Here is a 24,023-nt window from a genome sequence, read left to right on the forward strand (position 1 = left end):
TCCAGGAACGTTTGATTTCATATTAGCCGAGTATCAACCAGCACAAAAAACCCAATAACCCAAATACCATAACTGTTGCGTAATGATATAGATAACCACTTTGAATCGCACGCCCTTTAGCTGAACACCATCGAACAAAACGACTACTACCATTTACAACCAGGCCATCAATCAATTTCTGATCGCCAACAGCGTAAAGTACGCGTCCCAGCCCTTTTGATCCTTTAACAATAAAGAAATCGTTAAATCGATCAAATCCGTATTTATTTACCAATATAGTGTACAGGAAGGATAAATGGCGTGAACAATATCCCGGAATAGAAGGAACAGCGATATAGCAAATCCAGGCGATTAGTGCACCAGCCAAGGAAATCCAAAGTGTTAAAGAATGAACTGAATGAAGTGCACTTTCAAATGGTGATGTCACTTCTCTTCCTAATTCCAGTAACACATCATGTTCCGGCAGTGTAAATATTGAGGAGCTTAATAAAGTGGGATTATCAAACAGCATAGGCATATATAATACATAACCTAATATAATGGATGGTATAGCCAACAGAACTAGAGGAACCCATACTACCCAAGGTGATTCATGCACATGACTCAAAGTATGAGCATCCATTCTTGGTTTTCCGTGGAAGGTCATAAAGAGAGATCTAAAGGTATAAAGCGCTGTAACCATAGCTCCAACGGTTACACAAAAATAGGCATAACTGCTACCGGGGATTTGTGATAGCTGTGCCGCTTCGATAATTGTATCTTTGGAGTAAAAGCCTGAAAATGGTGGAAAAGCACAAAGTGCCAAGCTGCCTATTACAAAAGTAATATAAGTTATAGGCATTTTATTCCATAAACCACCCATTTTACGCATGTCTTGCTCGTGATGCATTCCAATAATTACAGAACCAGCACCGAGAAAGAGTAATGCTTTAAAACAAGCGTGAGTGAGGAGGTGAAACATCCCGGCACTATAAGCAGACACGCCCATAGCAACCATCATATAACCCAACTGAGACAAAGTAGAATATGCAACCACTCTTTTTATATCATTCATTACCAATGCGAGAATTCCAGTAAATAAGGCTCCTGTAGCTCCTATGACCAGTATCACACTCAACGCAGTTGTCGACAGTTCCATTAACGGAGAAACTCTTGCTACCATAAACACGCCTGCAGTAACCATCGTTGCAGCATGGATTAGAGCTGAAATTGGCGTTGGGCCCTCCATTGATTCAGGCAACCATACGTGAAGAGGGACTTGAGCAGATTTACCCATAGCACCGACATAAAGCAATATGCAAATCACCGTAATCAATGACCAGTCATGACCACTAAATAGTTGAATATTCTGACTAGCGAGATAGCTGGCACTTTTAAATACTGTCTCGTAATCCAAACTTCCTGTATAGGCAAATACCAGTGCAATACCCAGGACAAATCCAAAATCGCCTACTCTGTTGACTAAAAACGCTTTAAGACTGCCTTCGAGAGCAGATTCTTTTTGATACCAGAACCCAATCAGCAAATAAGATACTAATCCGACGCCTTCCCAACCAAAGAACAACTGAAGAAAATTGTTTGAAGAAACCAACATTAACATCATAAAGGTAAATAATGAAATATAGCTAAAAAAGCGTTGGTAACCATCGTCATCCGCCATATAACCAATACTATAGATATGCACCAGCAAAGAAACAAAATTGACGATAACCAACATCACAACACTTAGTGGATCAATTAAAAATCCTATGCTGAATTCATAAGGGATTAACAAACCACCGCTAGCCCAATTGTAAAGCACTGAATTTGTAGTTGGGATAAACCCTGAAAAGATACCCCAAGCTATGTAAATGGATAGCAAAAGCGATATTGAAACACCCAGGATTGTTACACTCTGGGCACCCACTCTTCCAATCTGATTACGAAAGAAACCGGCAATTGCTGATCCTGCCAGAGGAGCTAAAACAATTATTAGACAAAGTTGTTGTATACTCACAATGTTAACCTTTTAAATGATTCATCTTATCTACGTCTATATTGCCACGATTTCTATACAGCAACATAACTATGGCCAAACCAATAGCTGCTTCTGCTGCAGCTACTGTTAAAATAAAGAAGACAAAAACCTGACCGCCCAATTCATTGTAATAATGGGAAAATGCAACAAAATTGGTGTTAACTGACAATAACATTAATTCAACGCATACAAGAAGCAAAATGATATTTTTGCGATTCAACATGATGCCAACAAGGCTTAAACCAAATAAAATCGCACCTAATATCAGATAATTAATAACCGGTATCATAAAGGATTCCCCAATTTCATTTCTCTGATTTCATACTGATTAACTGAACTCGATCATTTCTGCGAGTCATAATCTGCTGTGTAATATTTTGTTTTTTTGATCGAACTGTTGTTCTATGTACTAACGTTATCGCTGAGATTATGGCCACTAGCAGTAGTACAGCTGCCAATTCAAACGCCAGAAAATAATCTGTATACAAAACCAAGCCCAGGGCTTCAGTATTCGATACGTTACTTTGCGGCTTTATTGTATTTTCATCACCAGGAGCAACAATGAGTTGAGAGCCATCAACTGTTACTTCCTGTTGAATCTGAGTTGTCGATTTAAATGAATCTGTTGGTACAGCTACCAGTAGAATTCCAACTAACAGTGCAACGACTATTAACCCAAATGGCAAGTATCGTAGAAAATGACTGGTCATACTTTCAACGTCAATGTTAAGCATCATTACTACGAATAAAAACAAGGTCATTACTGCGCCAACATAAACAAGCACCAGGATGAGTGCAAGAAACTCAGCCTCCATCAATATCCATAGCACCGAGCTGGCAAAAAATGTTAATACCAGAAATAAAACACATCGAACCGGATTATTCTGACTAATAACCATAAGTGCAGAACCTACAGCTAGAGCAGCAAAAATATAAAAAATTACCTGCAGTAATAATTCATTCATAGATCACCCCGTTATCGGTACTTTTCATCAGCAGTACGATCTGCTGCAAGTTTCGGTTCCATTAAATCACCCAATGCCAATAACTTTTCTTTGGTCATGATGTTCTGGCCACGTTCACTGATATGGTAGTGATGAACAGGGGTCACTACTATAGAATCAACCGGGCATGACTCCTCACACAATCCACAATTAATGCATTTGAACATATCAATGTCATAACGAGTGGTGCGCCGTGATCCGTCCTCGCGTTGTTCTGACTCAATTGTAATGGCTAACGCAGGGCATACCGCTTCACACAATTTGCATGCGATACAGCGTTCTTCACCGTTGGGATAGCGACGCAATGCCAAAACACCTCTAAAACGAGGGGAAATTGGTGTGAATTCTTCAGGAAACTGAATAGTCGTTTTCTTCTTAAAGAAATATTTCCCTGTTAACTTTAAACCAGATAAAAGTTCCCACAGAAGAAAACTGCGTACATAATGTCGAATATATTGATATGCTTTTTTCATCGGCTTCTCTATTAACCATTAAAACCAGGGTTTGAAGTGAGTGACAACCATTAATGCTGTAACTATTACCCAAACTATGGTGACAGGGATGAGTACTTTCCATCCTAAACGCATGAGCTGATCGTACCGATATCGAGGAAACGTTGCTCTAATCCATAAATATACAAATAGGAAGAAGCTTATTTTGAGTAATAACCAGACAAAGCCAGGAACTACATAAAATAAGTCATCCAGAAAAGAAACACCTTCAAAAGGGGACATCCATCCACCCATGAACAAAAGCGCCATTACAGTAGAAATTAAAATCATACTGGCGTATTCAGAAAGGAAAAAGATTGCGAAACCGATTCCCGAATATTCAACATGGAATCCAGCCACAATTTCAGATTCACCTTCCGCCAAGTCAAATGGTGCTCTGTTGGTTTCTGCAATACCTGCAATCCAAAAAACCAAAAATAGAGGTAGTAGAGGAATAAACCACCAATGCAGTATGCCTCCTTTCTGAGAGAGTACGATATCAGTGATATTCATACTGCCTGCAGCCAGTAAAACACCCACAAAGGCAAATCCCATTGCGATTTCATAGGACACTGTTTGAGCAGTACTTCTTAAAGCTCCGAACATGGCGTATTTGGAATTAGATCCCCAACCGGCTATAAGCACCCCGTAGACACCCAGCGAACTCATTGCGAAAAGGTACAACACCCCGGCATTAATATTGGCCAATACTACGCCTTCCTCAAAGGGAATTACGGCCCAGCCAGCAAGTGACGGTGCGAGAGCAAAAAGTGGAGCAATCACAAATAAATATTTATTTGATTTTGTTGGAACGATAATTTCCTTCGTTATCAACTTAATCAAGTCGGCAAAGGGTTGGAGTAAGCCTTTTAATCCAACTCTATTTGGGCCTATCCGTACTTGAATATATCCTATAACCTTGCGTTCTGCATAAGTAAGATAAGCAACACATAGCAGTAGCGGCACTACTATTACCAGTATTTTAATGATGATCCAAATTAATATGCTAATATTTTGAAGCATTTTAGTACCTATCTAGCGCTTAATAGTTATTGCAGCAAATGAATGACCTAAATCTACAGTCTCAGGCATCGCGTTTGCTACCCATACAACATCCGCCGCAATGCGCTCGTCACGTTTAAGCGGCAATGTTATCTCAATATCTCCCTGAGATACAGTAGCAATATCGTCTAATTTCAATCTATCTGCTGTTGCAGGGTTAATCCTTATACAGGCTGATTCAGAAGCAGCACATAACTGCAGTTCTTTTGCGTTTCGTACAATTGCATCAATCCGATATAGAGGCCATTCACCTACGCGAACAAGCGATTGGTTTATAACAGGAAGGGACTCTGGATAATATGGCGTGTAATCATGCTCCATCGTCATTGCAGCGCACTCTTTTACTTCAGATAAAATTTCCTCTGTTGAAGTATATTCAAAATCCTTGCAATGCAATAAGTTACCCAGCACTCTTAAAACCTTCCAGGCTGGGCGTGATTCTTCAAAAGGTAATAAAGCGCCCTTTACGGTTTGCCATGTATTATCTACATTAATGTAAGTCCCGGATGTTTCTGCAAATGGGGCTATTGGTAGAATTACATCAGCATAATCGAGCATTGAATCATGCTGATACGCCGATAACATCACTACAAACTCAGCAGCGAGCATGGATTGTCTGGCACCATAGGGATTGGCAAAATCAAATCCAGGCTCCACAGCCATTAAAAAATATCCCTTCAATTTGGCATTTAATGCTTCGTGTACATTCATGCCTGGCTCGGCAACAGACTTCCCTGCTACTGTTCTGTGTGGCAACATTCCCGCCATGCAGGCACCAGCAGAATTAGCGCCAGTGGTTAACCTAAGAACATTAGCGCCACTTAATTGTTTAATCACTGCAATCAAGGTACGTATTATTGATGCATCAGGATGATTTTCACAAATCGCTCCAGTGACAATACATGCATTCTCTTCTTTTAATAAAGCCGCTACAGTGTTGGAAAATTGATCTGCTTCAAGGCCAATTAAGAGTTTTTGTACTTCCTCTGGCAAGTTTTTAACATTTGGTGTCAATGCAAGAGCCAGTCTGGCCAGTTGCATTGGCATTTCTAATGGAGAAATAACTGTTTTGCCATCCAACTCGAAACGATAATCATAATCAACAGGATTAATAGCATGGATTTTTGCTCCATTTCGATAAGCCTTTCTTACGCGTACTCCTGCCAGCGGAACTTCTCTGTCGATATTACATCCGACAAGTAATATTGCATTTTGATGTTCTATATCAGCATAAGGAATAGAACTGCCTGGAGTTGTGCTTTGGTTATCCTGATCTCGGAAATCAATTTGTTGAAGTCTGTGATCAATATTATGCACACCAATTTCACGCATTAATTTTTGTAAAAGATACATTTCTTCTAATGTTGACGAACTGGATGCGAAGGCAGCCATTTGTTCAGCACCATTTTGTTTAATTACGCGGCTGATACCATCGGCAGTAAATTTCAGAGCGGTTTCCCAATCAACTGTTTCCCATTGACCGTTACGCTTAATTTGGGGCTTTCCTGCACGTGATGTGCTTTTTAATCCCAGATAGCTGAATCTGTCTCTATCGGATAACCATGTTTCATTAATGCCTTCATTTTCTTTGGGTACTGCGCGCATCAAAACATTGTTTCGAGTATGCAGATATATATTAGAACCCAGGCAATCATGAGGAGCAATGCTATCATGCTGAGTTAATTCCCATGACCGTGCAGTAAATCGATATGGTTTAGACGTTAATGCACCTACAGGACATAAATCGATAATGTTTCCAGAGACCTCTGAGGTCATGCTATGCTTTACATAGGTACCGATTTGCATGTGTTCACCACGGCCAGTAGCGCCCAGTTCTCTTACACCTGCAACTTCATCACCAAATCGAACACAACGCGTGCAATGTATACAACGAGTCATTTCAGTAGAGATCAACGTACCTAAATCATCATCCTCAACTGAACGCTTACTCTCAGTATATTCAGAGTGGTCATCACCAAAGCCCATGGAAACATCTTGTAATTCGCACTCGCCACCCTGATCGCAAATCGGGCAATCCAGCGGGTGATTTATTAATAAAAACTCCATAACTACTTTCTGTGAATGCAAGGCTTGTTCGGATTTAGTATATACTTTCATTCCGTTCGTTATCGGAGTGGCGCAAGCAGGTACCGGCTTTCTTCCATTTTCAACTTCAACCAAACACATACGGCAGTTAGCCGCCACTGACAGTTTTTTATGATAGCAAAAACGAGGAATATGAATACCCGCTTCATCTGCTACTTCAATGATCATTTTACCGTTTTCGACTTCAAATGTTTTACCGTCAATTTCAATAGTAGCCATGGTCTAACCTTCTCAATTATGCTGCAACGATCGAGCGTTTATGCTTAATGAAATAATCAAATTCATTATAAAAATGTTTAATGAAACTTTGCACTGGCCAGGCAGCAGCCTCGCCCAAAGCACATATGGTTCGTCCTTCAATGTTATTAGCAACATTGACCAGTTTTTCAATATCCCCCGGCTCACCATGGCCGTGTCTGATTCGATGTAATAATCGAACCAACCAGCCTGTACCTTCGCGACAAGGTGTACACTGACCGCAAGATTCTTCCATATAAAATTCTGAAATGCGATATAAAGCATCCACCATGCACGTTGTTTCATCCATAACAATTACGGCTCCAGAACCAAGTCCTGAACCTGCTTTCTGGATGCTGTCGTAATCCATATCCAGTCCAAGCATTACATCACCAGGTAAAACTGGCATGGAAGTTCCGCCAGGAATAACGGCTTTAATTTTACGATTTTCCAAAACCCCACCGGCCAAATCAAGAAGAGTCTTAAATGGTGTACCCAACGGGATCTCAAAATTTCCTGGTTTGTTTATATGCCCACTCACACTAAAGCATTTTGTTCCGCCATTGTTCGGCTTGCCCAGTTTAAGGAACCACTCGCCACCTTTTTCCATGATAACCGGGACGGAGGCAAATGTTTCGGTGTTATTAATCGTAGTGGGTTTACCATACAAACCATAATTAGCTGGAAATGGGGGTTTAAATCGTGGTTGACCTTTTTTACCTTCTAATGAATTTAGAAGCGCTGTTTCTTCACCACATATATAAGCGCCAGCACCTAAATGGTTGAACAGATCAAAATCGACCCCAGAGCCCATAATATTTTTGCCAAGTAATCCAGCAGCATATGCTTCTTTTAATGCCTGCTCGGTGCGCTCATAGGGTAACCAAAATTCACCTCGAATATAGTTATATCCAACAGTTGCGCCCATAACGTATCCCGCAATGGCCATACCTTCAATAAGTTGGTGCGGATTTAAACTTAAAATTTCTCTATCTTTACAAGTACCCGGTTCCCCTTCGTCCGAATTACACACGACGTATTTTTGAACGGGAGAATTACGGTTCATAAAACTCCATTTTAGTCCTGTAGGGAAACCTGCTCCACCTCGTCCGCGCAGTGCAGACGTTTTTAACTCATCTATGATTAATTGAGGAGAGGTTTGTTCTTTTAATATCTTACGCCACGCACTATATCCACCAACACTTTCATAAGTAGATAGAGTCCATGGCTCTGGTAAATGAACTGTTCGATAACAAACCTGATTTAATTCAACCATGTCTAGCACCTCTATCTCTTATTGGTATTGTTCCAACACCGCATCAATTGATTCCGCAGTGAGATTTTCATGATAATCTTTATCGACCTGCATCATTGGTGCATTAACACAGGCTCCCAAACACTCTACTGACCTTAAGGTAAAACGCCCATCATCGGTTGTTTCACCCAGTTTAATACCCAGTTTTTTCTCTAAATGCTCTACCACACCCGCAGAGTCTCTTAATAAACAGGAAATATTGGTGCAGACATTAACCAAATGCTTTCCTACTGGTTTATGTTCATACATCGTGTAAAAACTGGCAACTTCATACACAGCAATTGGAGCCATATCAAGATACTCTGCTACTGCATCCATTAACTCTGGTGTCAAATGCCCATGTTCTTCCTGAACTATACGCAAAGCACTCATTACTGCAGATTGCTTCTGATCAGCTGGGTATTTCTCAATCCATTCATTAATTTCATGCATACGTTTTGCCGGCATAAATTGGTGTAATATTTTTTCTGAAGTATCAGACATATCTAAACCTTTATCTTGTTTGTTTTTACACTGCCTTTTCAGGCAAGTACTGGATCTCAATTAGCGATCTATCTCACCAAATACTATATCCTGGCTTGCCAGAACAGCCACACCATCTGCAAGCATATGACCTCTTACCATCTCATCAAAACTGGATAAATGAGCAAAACCCGGTGCACGAATTTTCATACGGTACGGTTTATTTGCACCATCAGAGATCATATAAATACCAAACTCACCTTTTGGCGCTTCCACTGCAGAGTAGACTTCGCCACGTGGCAGACAAAAACCTTCAGTAAATAATTTGAAGTGGTGAATTAAGGACTCCATATCGTGCTTCATTTCAACACGACGAGGTGGGGTGATTTTATGGTCATCAATTTTCACTGGACCTGGATGCTTTCTAAGCCATTCAATACATTGCCTGATAATACGGTTTGATTGCCGTAGTTCTTCAATACGTACCAGATAACGATCGTAACAATCCCCCTTCTTACCCACGGGAATATCAAAGTCAACTTTATCGTACGCAGCATAACTCTGCTTTTTACGTAAATCCCAAGCCACACCTGAACCCCTTAGCATTGGACCGGTAAAACCCCATTGCAAAGCATCTTCTGGCGAGACTACACCAATATCAACTGTACGTTGTTTCCATATTCGGTTATCGGTTAAAAGTGTTTCGTATTCATCGACGCAATGAGGGAATCGCTCTGTGAATGCCCAGAGAAAATCCAAAAGACTACCTTCCCTGTTTTGATTCATTTTTTCTACTTCACGTTCATTATGCCAACGTGAAGGCTTATATTTAGGCATTGAATCAGGTAGATCTCTTGCTACACCACCAGGACGATAATAGGTCGCGTGCATACGGGCTCCTGAAACCGCCTCATAACAATCGAACAGATCTTCACGCTCTCTGAAACAGTACAAGAACACAGTCATTGCACCCAGGTCAATTGCAATTGCTCCTACCCAAAGCAAATGGTTGAGTATTCGAGTGACCTCATCAAACATGGTACGAATGTATTGCGCGCGGATCGGGGCTTCTATACCCAATAATTTTTCAATTGATCTGACGTAAGCGTGTTCATTACACATCATGGACACATAGTCCAGGCGATCCATATAGCCGATGCTCTGCAAATAGGGTTTTGTTTCAGCTAATTTCTCTGTTGCCCTATGAAGTAGGCCAATATGAGGATCAGCACGAACTATAGTTTCACCCTCCAGTTCAAGTACCAAACGCAAAACACCATGCGCTGCAGGGTGTTGAGGGCCAAAATTTAAAGTATAATTCTTTAATTCAATCATTTGCCATCACCCTCATTACCTGTGTAACGATTATCATTACGAATTACTTTAGGCACCCCAATTCTGGGCACAATATCGACGGGAGCATAGATGACCTTTTGCAACTTTGCATCATAGCGCATCTCAACATGACCACTAAGAGGAAAATCTTTACGAAACGGATGACCAATAAAGCCATAGTCAGTCAATATACGTCTAAGATCTGGATGGCCTTCAAAAAGAATACCAAACAAATCATATGCTTCACGTTCAAACCAGTTGGCACTTTTCCAAAGGTGATGTACTGATGGGACTATTAAATGTGCTTCGTCTATAAACAGCCTGACTCGTAAACGGTGATTTTTTGTTGTTGAAAGAAGATGGTATACAACCGCAAATCTGGGTTTATCGAGTGCATATGCTCTCGCCTCTTGACGCTCTACACCTCTTGAAAATCCATTTTCGGTAGCAGAATCGGTCTCCCAGTCATACTCACCGTAGAGTAAATAATCAACACCACAAATATCTATAAGCTGATCAAAAGAAAAGGATTCTCTATCTCGCAGTTCAAGCATTATGGGTAATAAATTGCTTTCATTACATTCAATGGTCACTTCATTATGAGCAATATTTATATTGCTTATGTGACCCGCTAATTCAGCATTGAGCTGTTCAACCAAAAAATCGTTTTTAGTCATCTAATTTGCACCTTTGATGCTCTTAAGCTTCTATTATTTGTTTACGTCTGATTTTATTCTGTAATTGAATGATGCCATAGAGAAGTGCTTCGGCAGTTGGTGGACAACCAGGCACATAAACATCTACCGGAACGATACGATCACATCCTCGCACTACAGAGTAAGAGTAATGATAGTATCCGCCGCCATTAGCGCAGGAACCCATTGAAATGACCCAGCGTGGTTCAGGCATTTGGTCGTACACTTTACGTAAAGCAGGAGCCATTTTGTTGCACAAAGTACCCGCTACAATCATTACATCCGATTGACGTGGACTTGGGCGAAAGATTATCCCAAATCGGTCAAGATCGTAACGCGCAGCACCAACATGCATCATTTCCACAGCACAACATGCCAAACCAAAAGTCATAGGCCACATTGAACCACTACGAGCCCATCCAACAAGTTTATCGACCGAAGTCGTTATAAAGCCATTTTTTTGCAATTCTGCAACCGCCATAGCTAGCCTCTAAGCAGTTAATTAATAATAAACTCAATAATTGTTTGAACATTTACGAGATAAAGTTACTCCCACTCTAAAGCACCCCGTTTCCACTCGTAAATAAATCCAATAACTAATAAGCCAAGAAATAGCATCATACCTGCAAACCCAAACCAGCCAATCTTGCGCAGAGCTAAAGCCCATGGAAAAAAGAAGGCGGTTTCCAAGTCAAATATGATGAACAATATAGCAACCAGATAAAAACGCACATCGAAGGGAATATGCGAACTTTCAAATGCGCCAAAGCCGCATTCGTAAGGAGCGTTCTTGGCATCGTCGGGGCTTCTCTTTGAAAATAAAGAGCCAGCGCCTATCATCGCCAGGCCTAATCCTAAGCCAACGATAATAAAAACGAGAACGGGTAAATATTGAGATAGCATCAGTTCACCTTGCTCGGATTATAAATGGTGCCGAAGGCCGGACTCGAACCGGCACGGCTTACGCCACCGCCCCCTCAAGACGGCGTGTCTACCAATTCCACCACTTCGGCATGTCTTGTCAAACTTTCCGTTATGTTACCCTCGATTTTATGAAAAAACCATCACTTTAGACGCAAGACTCAATATAAACACTGAGGGTTGTCTCAGGATGAAAATTTCCACAATCCGTTCAGGACTTCATAATGGAACATTATATTTATTATTTTTTTACATCTGTACTACTATCAACCGGAACTGGTACTGAGCTTACTGGTACAGTTGTCTGTTGAGGGATAGCTTGCTGCTCTGCTTTTTGGTATTGCGTAGAAACCAAATAGGATAACATTAAGCTAGTGACAAAAAATGCCATCGCCAAACCACCGGTTAATTTAAATAAAAAGCCTCCGGTACCCTGACTTCCAAATAAAGTATTTGACGCCCCAGAACCAAAAGCTGCGCCAATATCAGCGCCTTTACCATGTTGTATGAGCACTAAGCCTATCAAGACTACAGCAACCACTACATGAATCATTAATATCAATTGATACATTTGACAATTTCCACAAACTGTTTCGCGTTCAACGATGCGCCCCCTACCAAACCACCATCGATATCTGGCATGGCAAATAATGCCTTGGCATTATTTTCGTTCACACTGCCTCCATAGAGAAGTGTTAAACGCTCAGCATCACTATTATTTACATCGGCAACCACTTCTCTTATGAACTGATGTACCTCTTGTGCCTGTTCTGGCGTTGCCGTGTTACCCGTGCCTATAGCCCAAACAGGTTCGTAAGCAATTACACAATCTGAAAAACATTGTTTATTATTTTCGCTTACAGCATGCAATTGTCTGGCAATTACTTGCTCTGTTTGTCCTTTTTCACGCTCAATAAGCGTTTCACCTACACAAAGAACAGGTATCATACCATGATCTTTTACATGGTGGAATTTTTGTGCGACAAAATTTTCATCTTCATGAAAATATTGTCTTCGTTCAGAGTGTCCCACCAAAACGTAACGACAGCCAAACTCTTTTATCATCGGCGCTGACAGTTCACCAGTATAAGCGCCGGCATCCTTTGGGTAAACATTTTGTGCGCCTGTTTTAATAGGTGATTCACCTAATATCTCTTTAATCAAGGAAAGGTAGATGCTTGGAGGCATAATCACCGTCTCTACACAGGAATCCGATGTAATCTGATCTTTCAACTGGTTAGTCAATTGAACCACCAGCTCCAGGCGACCATTCATTTTCCAATTTCCAGCAACTATTTTACGTCTCATAGCCCCTCCCTATTTCAGGTTCGGACTATACCCAAACTTCGCTCAGATGTGTAGCATTATTCTGTGTTTTTTTTAGTATTGTTTATCTACAATTTTTACATAAAATGTGAATATCCTACTTGCTTAGTCCCGTTATTTCGTTAGAATCCTAATGACTGTACAAGGAGGGTATACCAATGAATGAGATCATACTGCAATTATTGAATGAAATTTCTGCTTTAAAACACCCAATTGATCCGCTGATTTTAAAAAACCTCTTCGACAAAACTCTGTTTTTAACAGAGGAACCATCCGCTGAATATATAGAACATTTCAATGTACTTAAACGGTTGCATGAACTGGCTGTTGAGTACAACAAATACAACAACCAATTAGCTGATCTGGAGCATACAATCCAAACCCATGCTGAATTATGTCAGCAAATTGAACTGACACAAAGTCAAATAACTGATTTACAAGAACGTATTCACCAACTTAAAAGTACTTTATTGCCAATTTATAAGGATATTGAAATCAAAGCCAATGAGTTTACTTTAGCCTCTGATCCATTAGCCGTAATCAAAACAAAAACATCTTTTGTTGAAAAGAAAACAAAAGTAGCTGAATTTTCGTCGAAATTGGTCAATATACGCACTGAAATTGATAATCGTATCGGCAAAGCCAAGCTAGTCATCAACAAATCCAAATTTGATACACTCGCAGCTGAACTGAACGAACTCGATATCACTTGCTCACACAATCAATCGGCTCAACACATTCAAAACATCATCAGCAAGGTTTCCTCTGAAACAGAATTTTTTTCAACCATGCAGAAAACCGCTCTCTTTCTTCAAAAGAAATTTTCTGAGCGGCTTTCCAATGAGAACCTGCCGATACGTATTAGAGAGCTTGAACAGGAACAAGAAGAGCTGACTGAACACAAACATGATATTGAAACTCAATTAGCTAATAATTCTTTAGATGAAGATGTAAAAATTCAATTAATTCAAGAGTTTACCTCCAGCGCTGATAGAGACGCCTTGATATGTTCATATCGAAAAAAAATGGACTCGTTCTTAACTTATTTGGATCCCGTAGCATGGACTTTGTGGGGAATAAACCTTGTTACACTACAAGATGGTAATAGAAAACATGATGAGGAACAACGCACTATCTCTCTTTCAGTTAAATTCCTTGAATTACTAACCAAGAAAAGTGAAACAGAAAACAAGCAGCTTAACATTACAAAAAGTATTATTGCACTTCAAGCTGAAAAAAATAAAGCACAACTTGTTGATCCACCCCAAATTCATGATACTCCAACCAATTCGATCAACACCCTGGAGCGTTCTGAGTTAGTTTCTGAAGCATTGCAGTTATTATATGACCTGCCACCCTCATCCTATACGGCAACTATGGTCCTCAATGAAAATTCACCGGACATGCATTTTTTAGAGACCATCATCCTGAATATTCCTGCTATATCGTATACTCTTGAAAGAAAAGGTACCGCGTTAACTAAGCTTAATGAATTATTTCTTATATTAAATGAGATTAATCGATTAAGAGCAGACTTTAATTTAATCTCTGATCACGATATTCTATTACCCACCATCCAAGATGCAAAAAATGAAGAGAAGACTTTTCCAGCTCTAGAAGAACAAAAAGATGAATATACAAAGCTCATAGGACTATGCGATTCTTATCTTCAGGACGCCCTGACTTATGACAAACTGGCTCAACAACTCACCCAAACTGTCGAATTGCAGAAGCAACTAAAATCCCATTTAAAAAGACCACCGAAAGAGGGTGTACTGGAGTCCATATCAAATCATCTAACTACCTTAAAAGATGTGATTTCCCTAAAATTAAACCAATTGATTGAATTACCAGCACCAGCAACCATAAACCTCAAAGCTGAAGAATCCAAAGAAACCCATTGGGATTCAAACCGCTCTGATAATTCGACAATATCGCAAGAAGATCCTGTTTATAGCGACTCACCACAGCCAACTATTTCAATTAATGTATTTTCGACTACTGCTCAAGAGCAATTGGAACCAAAGCAGAAGTTGAGCGAGGAATCTGAACCTTCAACGATAACACTTCCAGAACCTAGCCAATCAGACACAAAATCTCCTGAATTGGGACTATTTCCAGAAGAGTCATCTGATGAGTCGTTGTCGTGTTCATCTGAAGATGCAGATTCTGATTGGACATCTGAACTCGACTCACCATCTAACTCTGATGAAGCTCAAGAATACACTGATTCATCCAGCGATTATGAAAATAATAATTCTGATCTCCTTGATGAACGCTTCCCTGCATTTTCAAATTTATCACCACCACAGTCCCCTCCAAATCCAGTAGATTATTACCTGGATGCTCCTTCTGATGAAGACCATTCTGGTTCAGTTAGCTCTGATAAGGATTCACCTGACAATGAAACGGATTTAGTGGAACATGTAGTTTCACCTCGAAGCCAGATTATTGCTCCTAAACCTAGCTTTCTGGTTGTAAATCTTGCTGAAAATTCAGATCAACAAAGCTCAAGACAAGACTGTCAGCAATCGTTAGATCATCACATTGCCTTAGCTGCCCCACTAAGTCCAATATCGGAAAATGAATGCAGCACCGCCAGTACACCTGACAATTCCAGTTGCTCAGCTGAGGATTTAACTTCTGAAGATCGTGAAGATTATTCTCTGCAGAATCATAATCTTCTTAATACCATCAAATGGCATCATGAGATTCTGGGTTATCTGAACAGATTACCTAATGTGTTGCAAAAATGGTATAAAGAACTCTACCTCGAAATAAAATTTCAGCTTAATAATGAATTAAATTGTTACAAAGCGGCACATATTGTGCGCGATATTTTATTTGAAGTGGAACATATGAATAACACCGATGTACTGAATGCCTATATGCGTCTGTGTCCTCAACCCTCACAAGGCATTGAAGCCTTACTTGCAATAAAACCTTCATTATTCATAACAGATGAACCCTATAATGAATCAGACATTATGATGGATTGTCCAAAAGAATTAAAAAAACATTATGATCATTATTCCAGATTAAAGAAAGAATACCCCATTGAAGCTGAATTATTCCTACAGGCAGTACGTTCGGTACATATGATGCAACTCTATGTAAAATTACCCAATCGAACTATTACAGCGGATCAGATCCCTTCGCTAGCAACAGATCCTCGTTACGACCCCTTAAAACGCCATAGGGGGTTTATGAAACTCTGGGAGTTTTTAGAAGATCTTTACAGATTTATTTTGGGCAAAATTCAAAATCAACCAGTATATGAATATTCTAAAAAACCGTGTTTATTTAATACTAAATCACATCGATTAATTAAGGAAGCAGATGAAATGATGCATGATCTGCTTCCATTAAACACACCTTAAACAGGAGCTTGTGAGCTATTCGCTTCTCGATCAATGAGGCTGATGTCGTCACATAATTGTTGAGCGTACTGCTTTACAATTGACTCATCAGCTCCTTCAACCATGACTCTGAGCAATGGTTCAGTGCCTGAAGGCCTCAGTAAAACACGGCCTTGACCTTTCAACGTACCTTCAAGTGACTGAACCGCTTTTATAACCTGCGGATTTGATGCCAACATTGCAGCGCGATCTGTTTTCAAATTAACCAGAGATTGAGGCAGCAAAGTAATTCCCTGAGTCAACTCCTCTAAAGTTTTATCTTGTTTCATCATAATGGATAAAACCTGGAGTGCAGCAACTATTCCATCACCAGTTGTCGTCTTGTCGAGGCACACAATATGCCCCGATGTTTCGCCGCCAATCTTCCATTCATTTTCACGTAGTGCTTCTAATACGTATCGATCACCAACTTTAGAGCGAACAAAAGGGATATTTAGTGCTGACAGAGCCAATTCCAAGCCATAATTACTCATCAAAGTACCGACAACTCCTCCATGCAAAACATTTCTTTGCTGTCGATCTTTAGCAATAATATAAAGAATTTGATCTCCATTGATTAAATTACCTTTGGCGTCCACTAAAATCAGCCTGTCACCATCGCCATCTAACGCAATACCAATATCAGCACCAGTACTTAGAACCTTGTTTTGCAATAATTCAGGTGAAGTAGAACCACATTTCTCGTTAATATTAAAACCATCTGGCCTATCCCCAATAGCAACAACAGAAGCACCCAATTCAGAAAAAACGTTGGGCGCGATGTGATAAGTCGCTCCATTAGCACAATCGACAACAATTTTTAACCCGGATAATCGTGACATAGAAGGTATCGTTGATTTGCAGAATTCAATGTATCGGCCTGCAGCATCATTAATTCTAGTTGCTTTACCCAGGTTAACCGAAGGCACTGTCTGCAACTGCTTCTCAAGTTCGGCCTCGATCAGAAGCTCAACACTGTCCGGAAGTTTTCCACCATCAGCAGAGAAAAACTTAATTCCATTATCTTCAAATAAATTATGTGAGGCACTAATAACAATTCCTGCATTCGCTCTTAGAGTCTGCGTCAAATAAGCAATTCCTGGAGTTGGCATAGGTCCCAATAGTGCTACATCGACACCAGCGGCAGACAGTCCTGCTTCCAGAGCGGACTCGAGCATGTATCCCGATACACGCGTATCTTTACCTATAACCACTTTCTTGCGATGTCCATTGCCAAGCACCCGGCCAACCGCCCACCCCAGCTTTAAAACGAACTCCGGATTAATACTTGATAAGCCCACGTGCCCTCGTATGCCATCAGTACCAAAATATTTACGTTGACTCATCCTTACCTACCTTTTAATTAATTCAACCAAAACAGTGTTTAGACCATTCATCATCGTACTAAAATCCAATAGTAATAATGAACAAAATGTGTTCATTTCTTTCGAACCGAATCCTGTATTGCATTCACTGGATAGTCAAATCTGAATCATCTACACACGTTGTACACAATATAAATTTATTCAGCCAGCCTGACATACTGCATCAATCATGTGTAAGGCTTGCTGTGTTTCATTAACATCATGTGTTCTTAAAATCCCGACACCGTTCAGTGCAGCATAAACAGAAAGGGAGAGACTGCCAATCAATCTCTGATTTACTTCTTTTCCAAGAACCGCCCCTATTGTGCTTTTACGCGAGACACCTAAAAGTACAGGTCTATTTAAGTAAGTAAACTCATTGATCCGTTTCATCAGATGAAGGTTATTTTCTACTCGCTTACCAAAACCAAATCCTGGGTCAATAATTAACTGTTTTCTATTAATTCCTGCTTTCTCACAGGCATTAATACGTTCTAAAAAAAATTGTGTTAACTCAGACATCACTCCGAGAGGATATCGCGGATTATCTTGCATGTTTTGAGGGTCACCCTGCATATGCATCAAACAAACAGGGACGTTCAGTTGAGCTGCCATCTCAAGTGCACCCTCTTTTCTTAACGCATAGATATCATTAATGATATTCGCTCCAGCGCCCACTGCAGCATTCATTACCGGAGGCTTATAGGTATCAATCGATATACAAACATCCGAGTTTTTTCTAATTTGGTCAATCACGGGCAGAACTCTTGATAATTCTTCATCAAGAGAAACGTAAGTTGCGCCAGGTTTTGTTGACTCACCACCAATGTCAATTATATCTGCGCCTTGGGCAATTAAATTAAAAGCATGCTCGCAGGCTCTATCCGTAGATAAAAAGTTTCCGCCATCAGAAAATGAGTCTGAAGTAACATTCAATATCCCCATAATGAGTGGCTTTTGGAAACTGGTGGGAAAATCCGGCTGGCTTCTTTCTTCAAGCCAGCCTATAAATTGTTCTGGTGTCACCCGAGTACCTCTGTTAACAGCTTGAACATAACAAATCAATGCTCTTCAGCTGGATTTTCTATGGTTTCACCATTAACTGGTTTTGCAGTTGTGTCGTTGGATGCTTCTGTTTTTTCTAGAGGTTTTGATGCACCCCAGCCAGCTGGTGGCGAAGGTTCTTTTCCAGACATGATTTCTTTAATCTGATCCGCATCAATAGTCTCATACTTAATTAAACTCTCAGCCATCAGATGCAATTTATCCATATTAGCAACCAGGATTTCTTTCGCTCTTTGATAATTTCTATCAATAATAGCTCGAACTTCATCATCAATTTGCTGTGCGGTTCGATCTGACATTTCTTTATGTTTGTTCATTGATCGACCTAAAAATACTTCTTCCTCTTCTTCTCCAAAAGTTAGAGGCCCTAAGGTTGACAGCCCCCAGGTAGTAACCATTTTACGAGCTATTTCAGTTGAACGCATAATATCATTTGAGGCACCAGTGGTTACACTTTCGAGACCAAAAATAAGCTCTTCAGCAATTCGTCCGCCAAATAAACTGGATAACTGACTTTCCAAACGACGTTTACTATGACTGTATCTGTCTTGTTCTGGCAAGAACATCGTTACCCCCAGGGCTCTTCCGCGAGGAATGATAGAGACCTTATACACGGGATCATGCTCAGGCACTGACAAACCTACTATGGCATGTCCGGCTTCATGATAAGCAGTAAGCTTTTTCTCATTGTCATCCATCACCATGGACCGCCTTTCAGTACCCATCATGATTTTATCTTTTGCTTTTTCAAGCTCGATCATACCCACTTTACGCTTGTTCGCACGAGCAGCAAAGAGAGCGGCTTCATTCACCAGGTTGGATAAATCAGCACCGGAGAAACCTGGAGTCCCTCTGGCAATATCCATGACTTCAACACTGTTATCTACAGGTACTTTTTGCAAATGAACTCTTAATATTTGTTCACGACCCCTGATATCAGGCAAAGGCACAACAACTTGTCGGTCAAAACGTCCGGGACGCAACAGAGCAGGATCCAGGACATCCGGACGGTTAGTCGCGGCAACAACAATAACTCCTTCACTGCCTTCAAAACCATCCATTTCAACTAAAAGCTGGTTAAGCGTTTGCTCGCGTTCATCATGTCCACCACCAAGGCCCGCCCCCCTATGCCGACCCACTGCATCAATTTCGTCGATGAAGATAATACATGGAGCATGCTTTTTGGCTTGTTCAAACATATCTCGGACACGAGATGCGCCTACACCCACAAACATTTCCACGAAATCGGATCCGGAAATAGTAAAGAAAGGAACTTTTGCTTCCCCTGCTACAGCCCTGGCAAGCAAGGTTTTACCAGTACCAGGAGAGCCAACCAGGAGAACGCCTCGAGGAATTCGTCCCCCCAGGCTTTGAAATTTGGTAGGGTCACGTAAGAAGTCAACCAACTCTTTAACCTCTTCCTTTGCTTCATCGACACCTGCCACATCAGCAAAGGTAACTTTGACCTGGTCTTCACCGAGCAATCGTGCTCGTGACCGACCAAACGACATAGCACCACGACCACCGCCGCCTTGCATTTGTCGCATAAAAAATATCCAGACACCAATTAAAAGCAGCATGGGGAACCAGTTGATAAACAGATGCAAGAGAAAACTCTCTTGTTGCTTTTCCTGGCCGCTAACATCCACTTTGCCTTTTAACAGTTCACCTAAAAGTGCGTTATCCTGCATTGGCATATAAGTGACAAAGCGTTTATTATTTTTTGTCATCCCTTTGATGATCTTGTTATCTTCAATAGTAACTGAGTTCACCATGCCTTGATCGACTTCTTTCAAAAACTGGCTGTAAGAAACTTTCTCAGCAACAGAGTTTCGAGGACCAAAATTACTGAAAACAGAGACTAGCACAATCGCTATAATCAGCCATAAAAATAAATTCTTAACCATGTCGTTCAAAGTATTAACCTCATTAGTTACTTACAGCTTTGTTATGAGAACGATAATATAACCCTTGTAAATGAAGTTGCTTGTAATGGTGCATCTTTATCCTTCAAGAGATATATATAAAGCTACTATAAATTATAGCCCTTTGCCAGCAAATAGGTTTCTTTTGAACGAGATCTTGAAGCTGATGGTTTACGAATAACCACTCGCTCAAAAGATGCTCGCGCTTGTTTCACTAATTCATCAAACCCAGAACCATGAAAAATTTTAACTAACATAGAGCCCCCCGGTTTTAACATTTTTTCTGCAAAATCAAAAGCCAGCTCTACTAAATACATGGCGCGAGGTATATCTATAGCCGAACTTCCGCTCATATTTGGGGCCATATCTGATAATAACAAGTCCACACTACGTTCTGGAATTAAATTAATTAATTCCTGTAATACGATATCTTCCCTAAAATCTCCCTGAATAAAAGTTACGTCGGGCAATGAATCCATAGGGAGTATATCTAAAGCAACAATATGACCTTTACCATTTAATCGTTCAGATACGTACTGCGTCCAGCCACCTGGTGCCGCACCTAAATCAACAACGGTCATTCCTGGCTTCAGCAGCAGTTCCTTTTCATCCACTTCTTTAAGTTTATAAACAGCGCGGCTTCTGTAGCCTTCTGCCTGTGCTTTTTTAACATAAACGTCATCAAAATGCTCTTGCAACCAACGTTTACTGCTTTTAGTACGACTCATAAATTTCAAATATTATACTGGATTATCCTATGATACTGAATTTTACTACCTTTTCCCAGCAAAACGTGCAATAATTTGCCATTTTATCGATCAGGAACAACATAGTGGATACTTCGTTCAAACAATCACTTAAAGCACAGGCCCATCATTTGAAACCTGTAATACTTCTGGGTGCCAAAGGATTAACCGAAGCAGTTATTGCTGAAACCAATATTGCCTTACTATCCCATGAATTAATTAAAGTTAAAATTAATGGTGCAGAAAAGGAAGACCGATTGGAAATGGCGCACGAATTATGCCAACAATTGCAAGCTGAATTAGTACAGATGATTGGCAATACGGTCATTCTCTACCGTAAAAATGAAGAAAAGCGCAAATAAATCAGTTTAGTGGATTGCCAAACTCCTGAAGATATAATGCCCCTAACCGATACGACGCGTAATCGGTAATGTGTCCTGCGTCACGATAAACTGGAATCCCCTCAAGATCTGCTGTACAGCGATTATTGGGGCATTGAACTTTTTTGGGATCAATAATAATTAACTGAGGATATTTCATTTTCATCTCATCAAAAACCGCATTAATCCACTGATCTTTCTCTGAGCTGTAAAAATTAAATTTACATTGTTCAGGATTATAAGATTGATGAAATTTTATGTGCTTGTAAAAACAAGCCAAGGCATTATTTTTCATGATTGCTGTCGATTTGATTAAAACAGGTTTGGCCCCAGAATTCGTTATTACATCCAAAGCTTTGTCTAAAGCAACTTTAAACCGTTGCTTCGCCAACGACTTAGAACGCGGGTCACCAATCTGATTAATGATGCTTTCAGTCAGGTAATTACTCCAGACTTGTCCAATTATGACGTAATCATAATGATTGTTGTGAATTTTACGAAAATATTTTTGGGTCTGATCAAAACATTCCTGATAGACACTGTTTTTAAATGTCCACCAATCATAAAGAAAAATACCTGGTAATGTGAGGCACGAGGATGTGCCTTCGGCCTGAATGGCTATCCCCGCATCTTTTCCCAATGTATCCATTAATCCCCAATAGTGGTTGGAAAAAGAATCCCCAATCATCAAAGCTGATTTGCTCTCTGCTTTTTTAGCGCCCAATTTGCACACACGATCATAATCCGTGTATTTGTTACTAATACATAAGGGTCTTTGCGCACTGTTATAATGTTCCAATTGCTTATAAATATGTACCAACTCCTGATTAAAACGCTGCGGAAATCCCGATTGATACCTAATGACTGCTGAGTTTAAATGAGTAAACGCAATAGGCAACAACAATAAAATAATAACAGTATAGTGAAACGGAATCTGATGATAACGCCTGGCAGGTTTTTCAATATAACGCCATGATATATAACCTAGAGCAAAGGTAAGCAGGTAGGCTAAAAGCAATACCAGAGGCGTCTCGACATTACCTTGATATCTTAAAAATGAAAACACAACCCAGTGCCAAAGATACAAGGAATAGGACAATACACCTAGAAAAACCAAAGGCTTTGCTGATAGAATTTTTACTAAAAAATGCTCCGAATTATACTGGCCCAAAGCAATCAAGAAGCCAGTTGCCAGACAGACCAAAAAGGCATAACCATTAGGATATCCAAGAAGTATCTGGTCAAGTCTGGCCACATAAAAAATGGTACTCAAAGAGATTAGTCCTGCTATTGACAGAACATAACTGTTTAAATTGGCACGATACAAAGGCATTAACGCAATACAAGAACCTAATAAAAATTCAAAAATTCTACTGGAGAACAGGTAATAGGTTTGCGCTGGAATATCATGAGACTGTCGCAGTGTCATCAAAAAACAAATAATGGTCAGAACCAAAACAACTCGAATCACATTTTTTTTGCTTACCATACGATGCAAAATGAACATCGCTATAGGTAAAATCAAATAACATTGCCATTCAATTGACAGTGACCAGGTGTGCAAGAGTGGCAGTTGATGAGTGTCAGGAGAAAAATATCCTGTCGTCGTATGATTAAAAAATAAATTGGAGATAAATAAAGACGTTTTACGTGCGCTGCGACTGAACTGGATTAAATCCTCAGGTAAAAAAAGCAAAAAAGATAAAATCGTAGTACACACGATTAGACAAAAGAATACGGGCTGAAGACGCCATAGTCTACGATTATAAAATTCAATAAACGAAAAACTTTGACTATTCAGGGACTCGCTGATTATGCGAGTAATGAGAAATCCGGAAATAACAAAAAATACATCCACCCCCACAAACCCGGAAGGGAGAAATGCCAGGCCTCCGTGGTAAATCAAGACCAGCAAAATCGCAATAGCCCTTAACCCATCAATATCCGGCCTGTATTTCATGAAAATAACTCTTGGGAATAAAAACCGGATGATTTTATCATCTTCAACCCAATCGATAAAATTAAATTTCTCTTATTCAGTGATTTGCGATAACTCTTTTTAAGAACTCTGAATCGATGTTCACAACTATTTACCCTATTCAATGAGTGCGTATTGCCCCGCTCATCAAATGATTTCCATCGTCGCGCGAATTATATGATGAGTAAATTACCCC

General features: G+C 40.1%; 21 protein-coding genes and 1 tRNA gene. 2 read left to right on the forward strand and 20 right to left on the reverse strand.

Annotated elements, in window-relative coordinates; genetic code table 11:
* Positions 1-22: 22 nt before the first annotated feature.
* The 15 genes from nuoL to tpiA all read right to left on the reverse strand — a co-directional run bounded on the left by nuoL (position 23) and on the right by tpiA (position 12,953).
* The gene (gene nuoL, locus G543_RS0100140; RefSeq protein WP_028382708.1) at positions 23-1,996 is read right to left on the reverse strand and encodes an NADH-quinone oxidoreductase subunit L; all 1,974 of its coding nucleotides are present in this window, start codon (positions 1,994-1,996) and stop codon (positions 23-25) included.
* Between the two features lie 4 nt (positions 1,997-2,000).
* Positions 2,001-2,306 carry an NADH-quinone oxidoreductase subunit NuoK gene (gene nuoK / locus G543_RS0100145; protein WP_028382709.1) on the reverse strand — a complete coding sequence of 102 codons (306 nt, stop codon included), beginning with the start codon at positions 2,304-2,306 and terminating at the stop codon, positions 2,001-2,003.
* Between the two features lie 16 nt (positions 2,307-2,322).
* On the reverse strand, positions 2,323-2,982 hold the full coding sequence (locus G543_RS0100150; RefSeq protein ID WP_028382710.1) for an NADH-quinone oxidoreductase subunit J: 660 nt from the start codon (positions 2,980-2,982) through the stop codon (positions 2,323-2,325).
* Positions 2,983-2,993: 11 nt separating this feature from the next.
* Positions 2,994-3,494, reverse strand: coding sequence for an NADH-quinone oxidoreductase subunit NuoI (gene nuoI, locus G543_RS0100155; RefSeq protein ID WP_028382711.1), 501 nt, complete (start codon positions 3,492-3,494; stop codon positions 2,994-2,996).
* An 18-nt stretch (positions 3,495-3,512) separates the two neighbouring features.
* Positions 3,513-4,535 (reverse strand): NADH-quinone oxidoreductase subunit NuoH, encoded by a 1,023-nt coding sequence (gene nuoH, locus G543_RS0100160; protein WP_028382712.1) that lies wholly within the window; start codon positions 4,533-4,535, stop codon positions 3,513-3,515.
* A gap of 12 nt (positions 4,536-4,547) precedes the next feature.
* The gene (gene nuoG, locus G543_RS0100165) at positions 4,548-6,899 is read right to left on the reverse strand and encodes an NADH-quinone oxidoreductase subunit NuoG (RefSeq protein WP_028382713.1); all 2,352 of its coding nucleotides are present in this window, start codon (positions 6,897-6,899) and stop codon (positions 4,548-4,550) included.
* A gap of 16 nt (positions 6,900-6,915) precedes the next feature.
* Positions 6,916-8,193 (reverse strand): NADH-quinone oxidoreductase subunit NuoF, encoded by a 1,278-nt coding sequence (nuoF, locus tag G543_RS0100170; RefSeq protein ID WP_028382714.1) that lies wholly within the window; start codon positions 8,191-8,193, stop codon positions 6,916-6,918.
* 18 nt (positions 8,194-8,211) lie between these two features.
* Complete coding sequence (gene nuoE, locus G543_RS0100175) at positions 8,212-8,715, reverse strand: NADH-quinone oxidoreductase subunit NuoE (RefSeq protein WP_028382715.1); 504 nt, start codon at positions 8,713-8,715, stop codon at positions 8,212-8,214.
* A 60-nt stretch (positions 8,716-8,775) separates the two neighbouring features.
* The gene (locus G543_RS0100180; RefSeq protein WP_028382716.1) at positions 8,776-10,029 is read right to left on the reverse strand and encodes an NADH-quinone oxidoreductase subunit D; all 1,254 of its coding nucleotides are present in this window, start codon (positions 10,027-10,029) and stop codon (positions 8,776-8,778) included.
* Entirely contained in the window at positions 10,026-10,706 is a 681-nt protein-coding gene (locus G543_RS0100185) for an NADH-quinone oxidoreductase subunit C (protein WP_028382717.1), read from the reverse strand. The genes G543_RS0100180 and G543_RS0100185 overlap by 4 nt, the downstream gene beginning before the upstream one ends.
* Before the next feature lie 22 nt (positions 10,707-10,728).
* A complete protein-coding gene (locus G543_RS0100190; RefSeq protein ID WP_028382718.1) occupies positions 10,729-11,205 on the reverse strand; it encodes a NuoB/complex I 20 kDa subunit family protein in 477 nt (158 codons plus the stop codon).
* Positions 11,206-11,270: 65 nt separating this feature from the next.
* Positions 11,271-11,627 carry an NADH-quinone oxidoreductase subunit A gene (locus G543_RS0100195; protein ID WP_028382719.1) on the reverse strand — a complete coding sequence of 119 codons (357 nt, stop codon included), beginning with the start codon at positions 11,625-11,627 and terminating at the stop codon, positions 11,271-11,273.
* Positions 11,628-11,652: 25 nt separating this feature from the next.
* Positions 11,653-11,737, reverse strand: a tRNA-Leu gene (locus G543_RS0100200).
* Positions 11,738-11,886: 149 nt separating this feature from the next.
* Positions 11,887-12,216 carry a preprotein translocase subunit SecG gene (gene secG / locus G543_RS0100205; protein ID WP_028382720.1) on the reverse strand — a complete coding sequence of 110 codons (330 nt, stop codon included), beginning with the start codon at positions 12,214-12,216 and terminating at the stop codon, positions 11,887-11,889.
* On the reverse strand, positions 12,204-12,953 hold the full coding sequence (gene tpiA, locus G543_RS0100210; protein WP_028382721.1) for a triose-phosphate isomerase: 750 nt from the start codon (positions 12,951-12,953) through the stop codon (positions 12,204-12,206). The genes secG and tpiA overlap by 13 nt, the downstream gene beginning before the upstream one ends.
* 176 nt (positions 12,954-13,129) lie before the next feature.
* On the opposite strand from tpiA, the gene G543_RS0100215 reads away from it, so the two are divergent.
* The gene (locus tag G543_RS0100215) at positions 13,130-16,351 is read left to right on the forward strand and encodes a coiled-coil domain-containing protein (RefSeq protein WP_028382722.1); all 3,222 of its coding nucleotides are present in this window, start codon (positions 13,130-13,132) and stop codon (positions 16,349-16,351) included.
* Here G543_RS0100215 and glmM read toward each other — a convergent pair.
* The 4 genes from glmM to rlmE all read right to left on the reverse strand — a co-directional run bounded on the left by glmM (position 16,348) and on the right by rlmE (position 21,451).
* Entirely contained in the window at positions 16,348-17,715 is a 1,368-nt protein-coding gene (gene glmM / locus G543_RS0100220) for a phosphoglucosamine mutase (protein ID WP_028382723.1), read from the reverse strand. The genes G543_RS0100215 and glmM overlap by 4 nt on opposite strands.
* Positions 17,716-17,895: 180 nt before the next feature.
* On the reverse strand, positions 17,896-18,759 hold the full coding sequence (gene folP, locus G543_RS0100225) for a dihydropteroate synthase (protein WP_028382724.1): 864 nt from the start codon (positions 18,757-18,759) through the stop codon (positions 17,896-17,898).
* Positions 18,760-18,794: 35 nt separating this feature from the next.
* The gene (gene ftsH, locus G543_RS0100230; protein WP_035921101.1) at positions 18,795-20,705 is read right to left on the reverse strand and encodes an ATP-dependent zinc metalloprotease FtsH; all 1,911 of its coding nucleotides are present in this window, start codon (positions 20,703-20,705) and stop codon (positions 18,795-18,797) included.
* A 125-nt stretch (positions 20,706-20,830) separates the two neighbouring features.
* Positions 20,831-21,451, reverse strand: a complete 621-nt coding sequence (gene rlmE, locus G543_RS0100235; protein WP_028382726.1) for a 23S rRNA (uridine(2552)-2'-O)-methyltransferase RlmE — start codon at positions 21,449-21,451, stop codon at positions 20,831-20,833.
* A gap of 104 nt (positions 21,452-21,555) precedes the next feature.
* Here rlmE and yhbY point away from each other — a divergent pair, with 104 nt between their 5' ends.
* The gene (yhbY, locus tag G543_RS0100240; protein WP_028382727.1) at positions 21,556-21,831 is read left to right on the forward strand and encodes a ribosome assembly RNA-binding protein YhbY; all 276 of its coding nucleotides are present in this window, start codon (positions 21,556-21,558) and stop codon (positions 21,829-21,831) included.
* A 1-nt stretch (position 21,832) separates the two neighbouring features.
* Here the strand turns inward: yhbY and G543_RS0100245 are convergent, their stop codons facing one another.
* On the reverse strand, positions 21,833-23,809 hold the full coding sequence (locus tag G543_RS0100245; RefSeq protein ID WP_028382728.1) for an acyltransferase family protein: 1,977 nt from the start codon (positions 23,807-23,809) through the stop codon (positions 21,833-21,835).
* Positions 23,810-24,023 lie beyond the last annotated feature (214 nt).

The sequence above is a fragment of the Legionella moravica DSM 19234 genome, assembly GCF_000423305.1.
In the GTDB taxonomy this organism is placed as follows: domain Bacteria; phylum Pseudomonadota; class Gammaproteobacteria; order Legionellales; family Legionellaceae; genus Legionella; species Legionella moravica.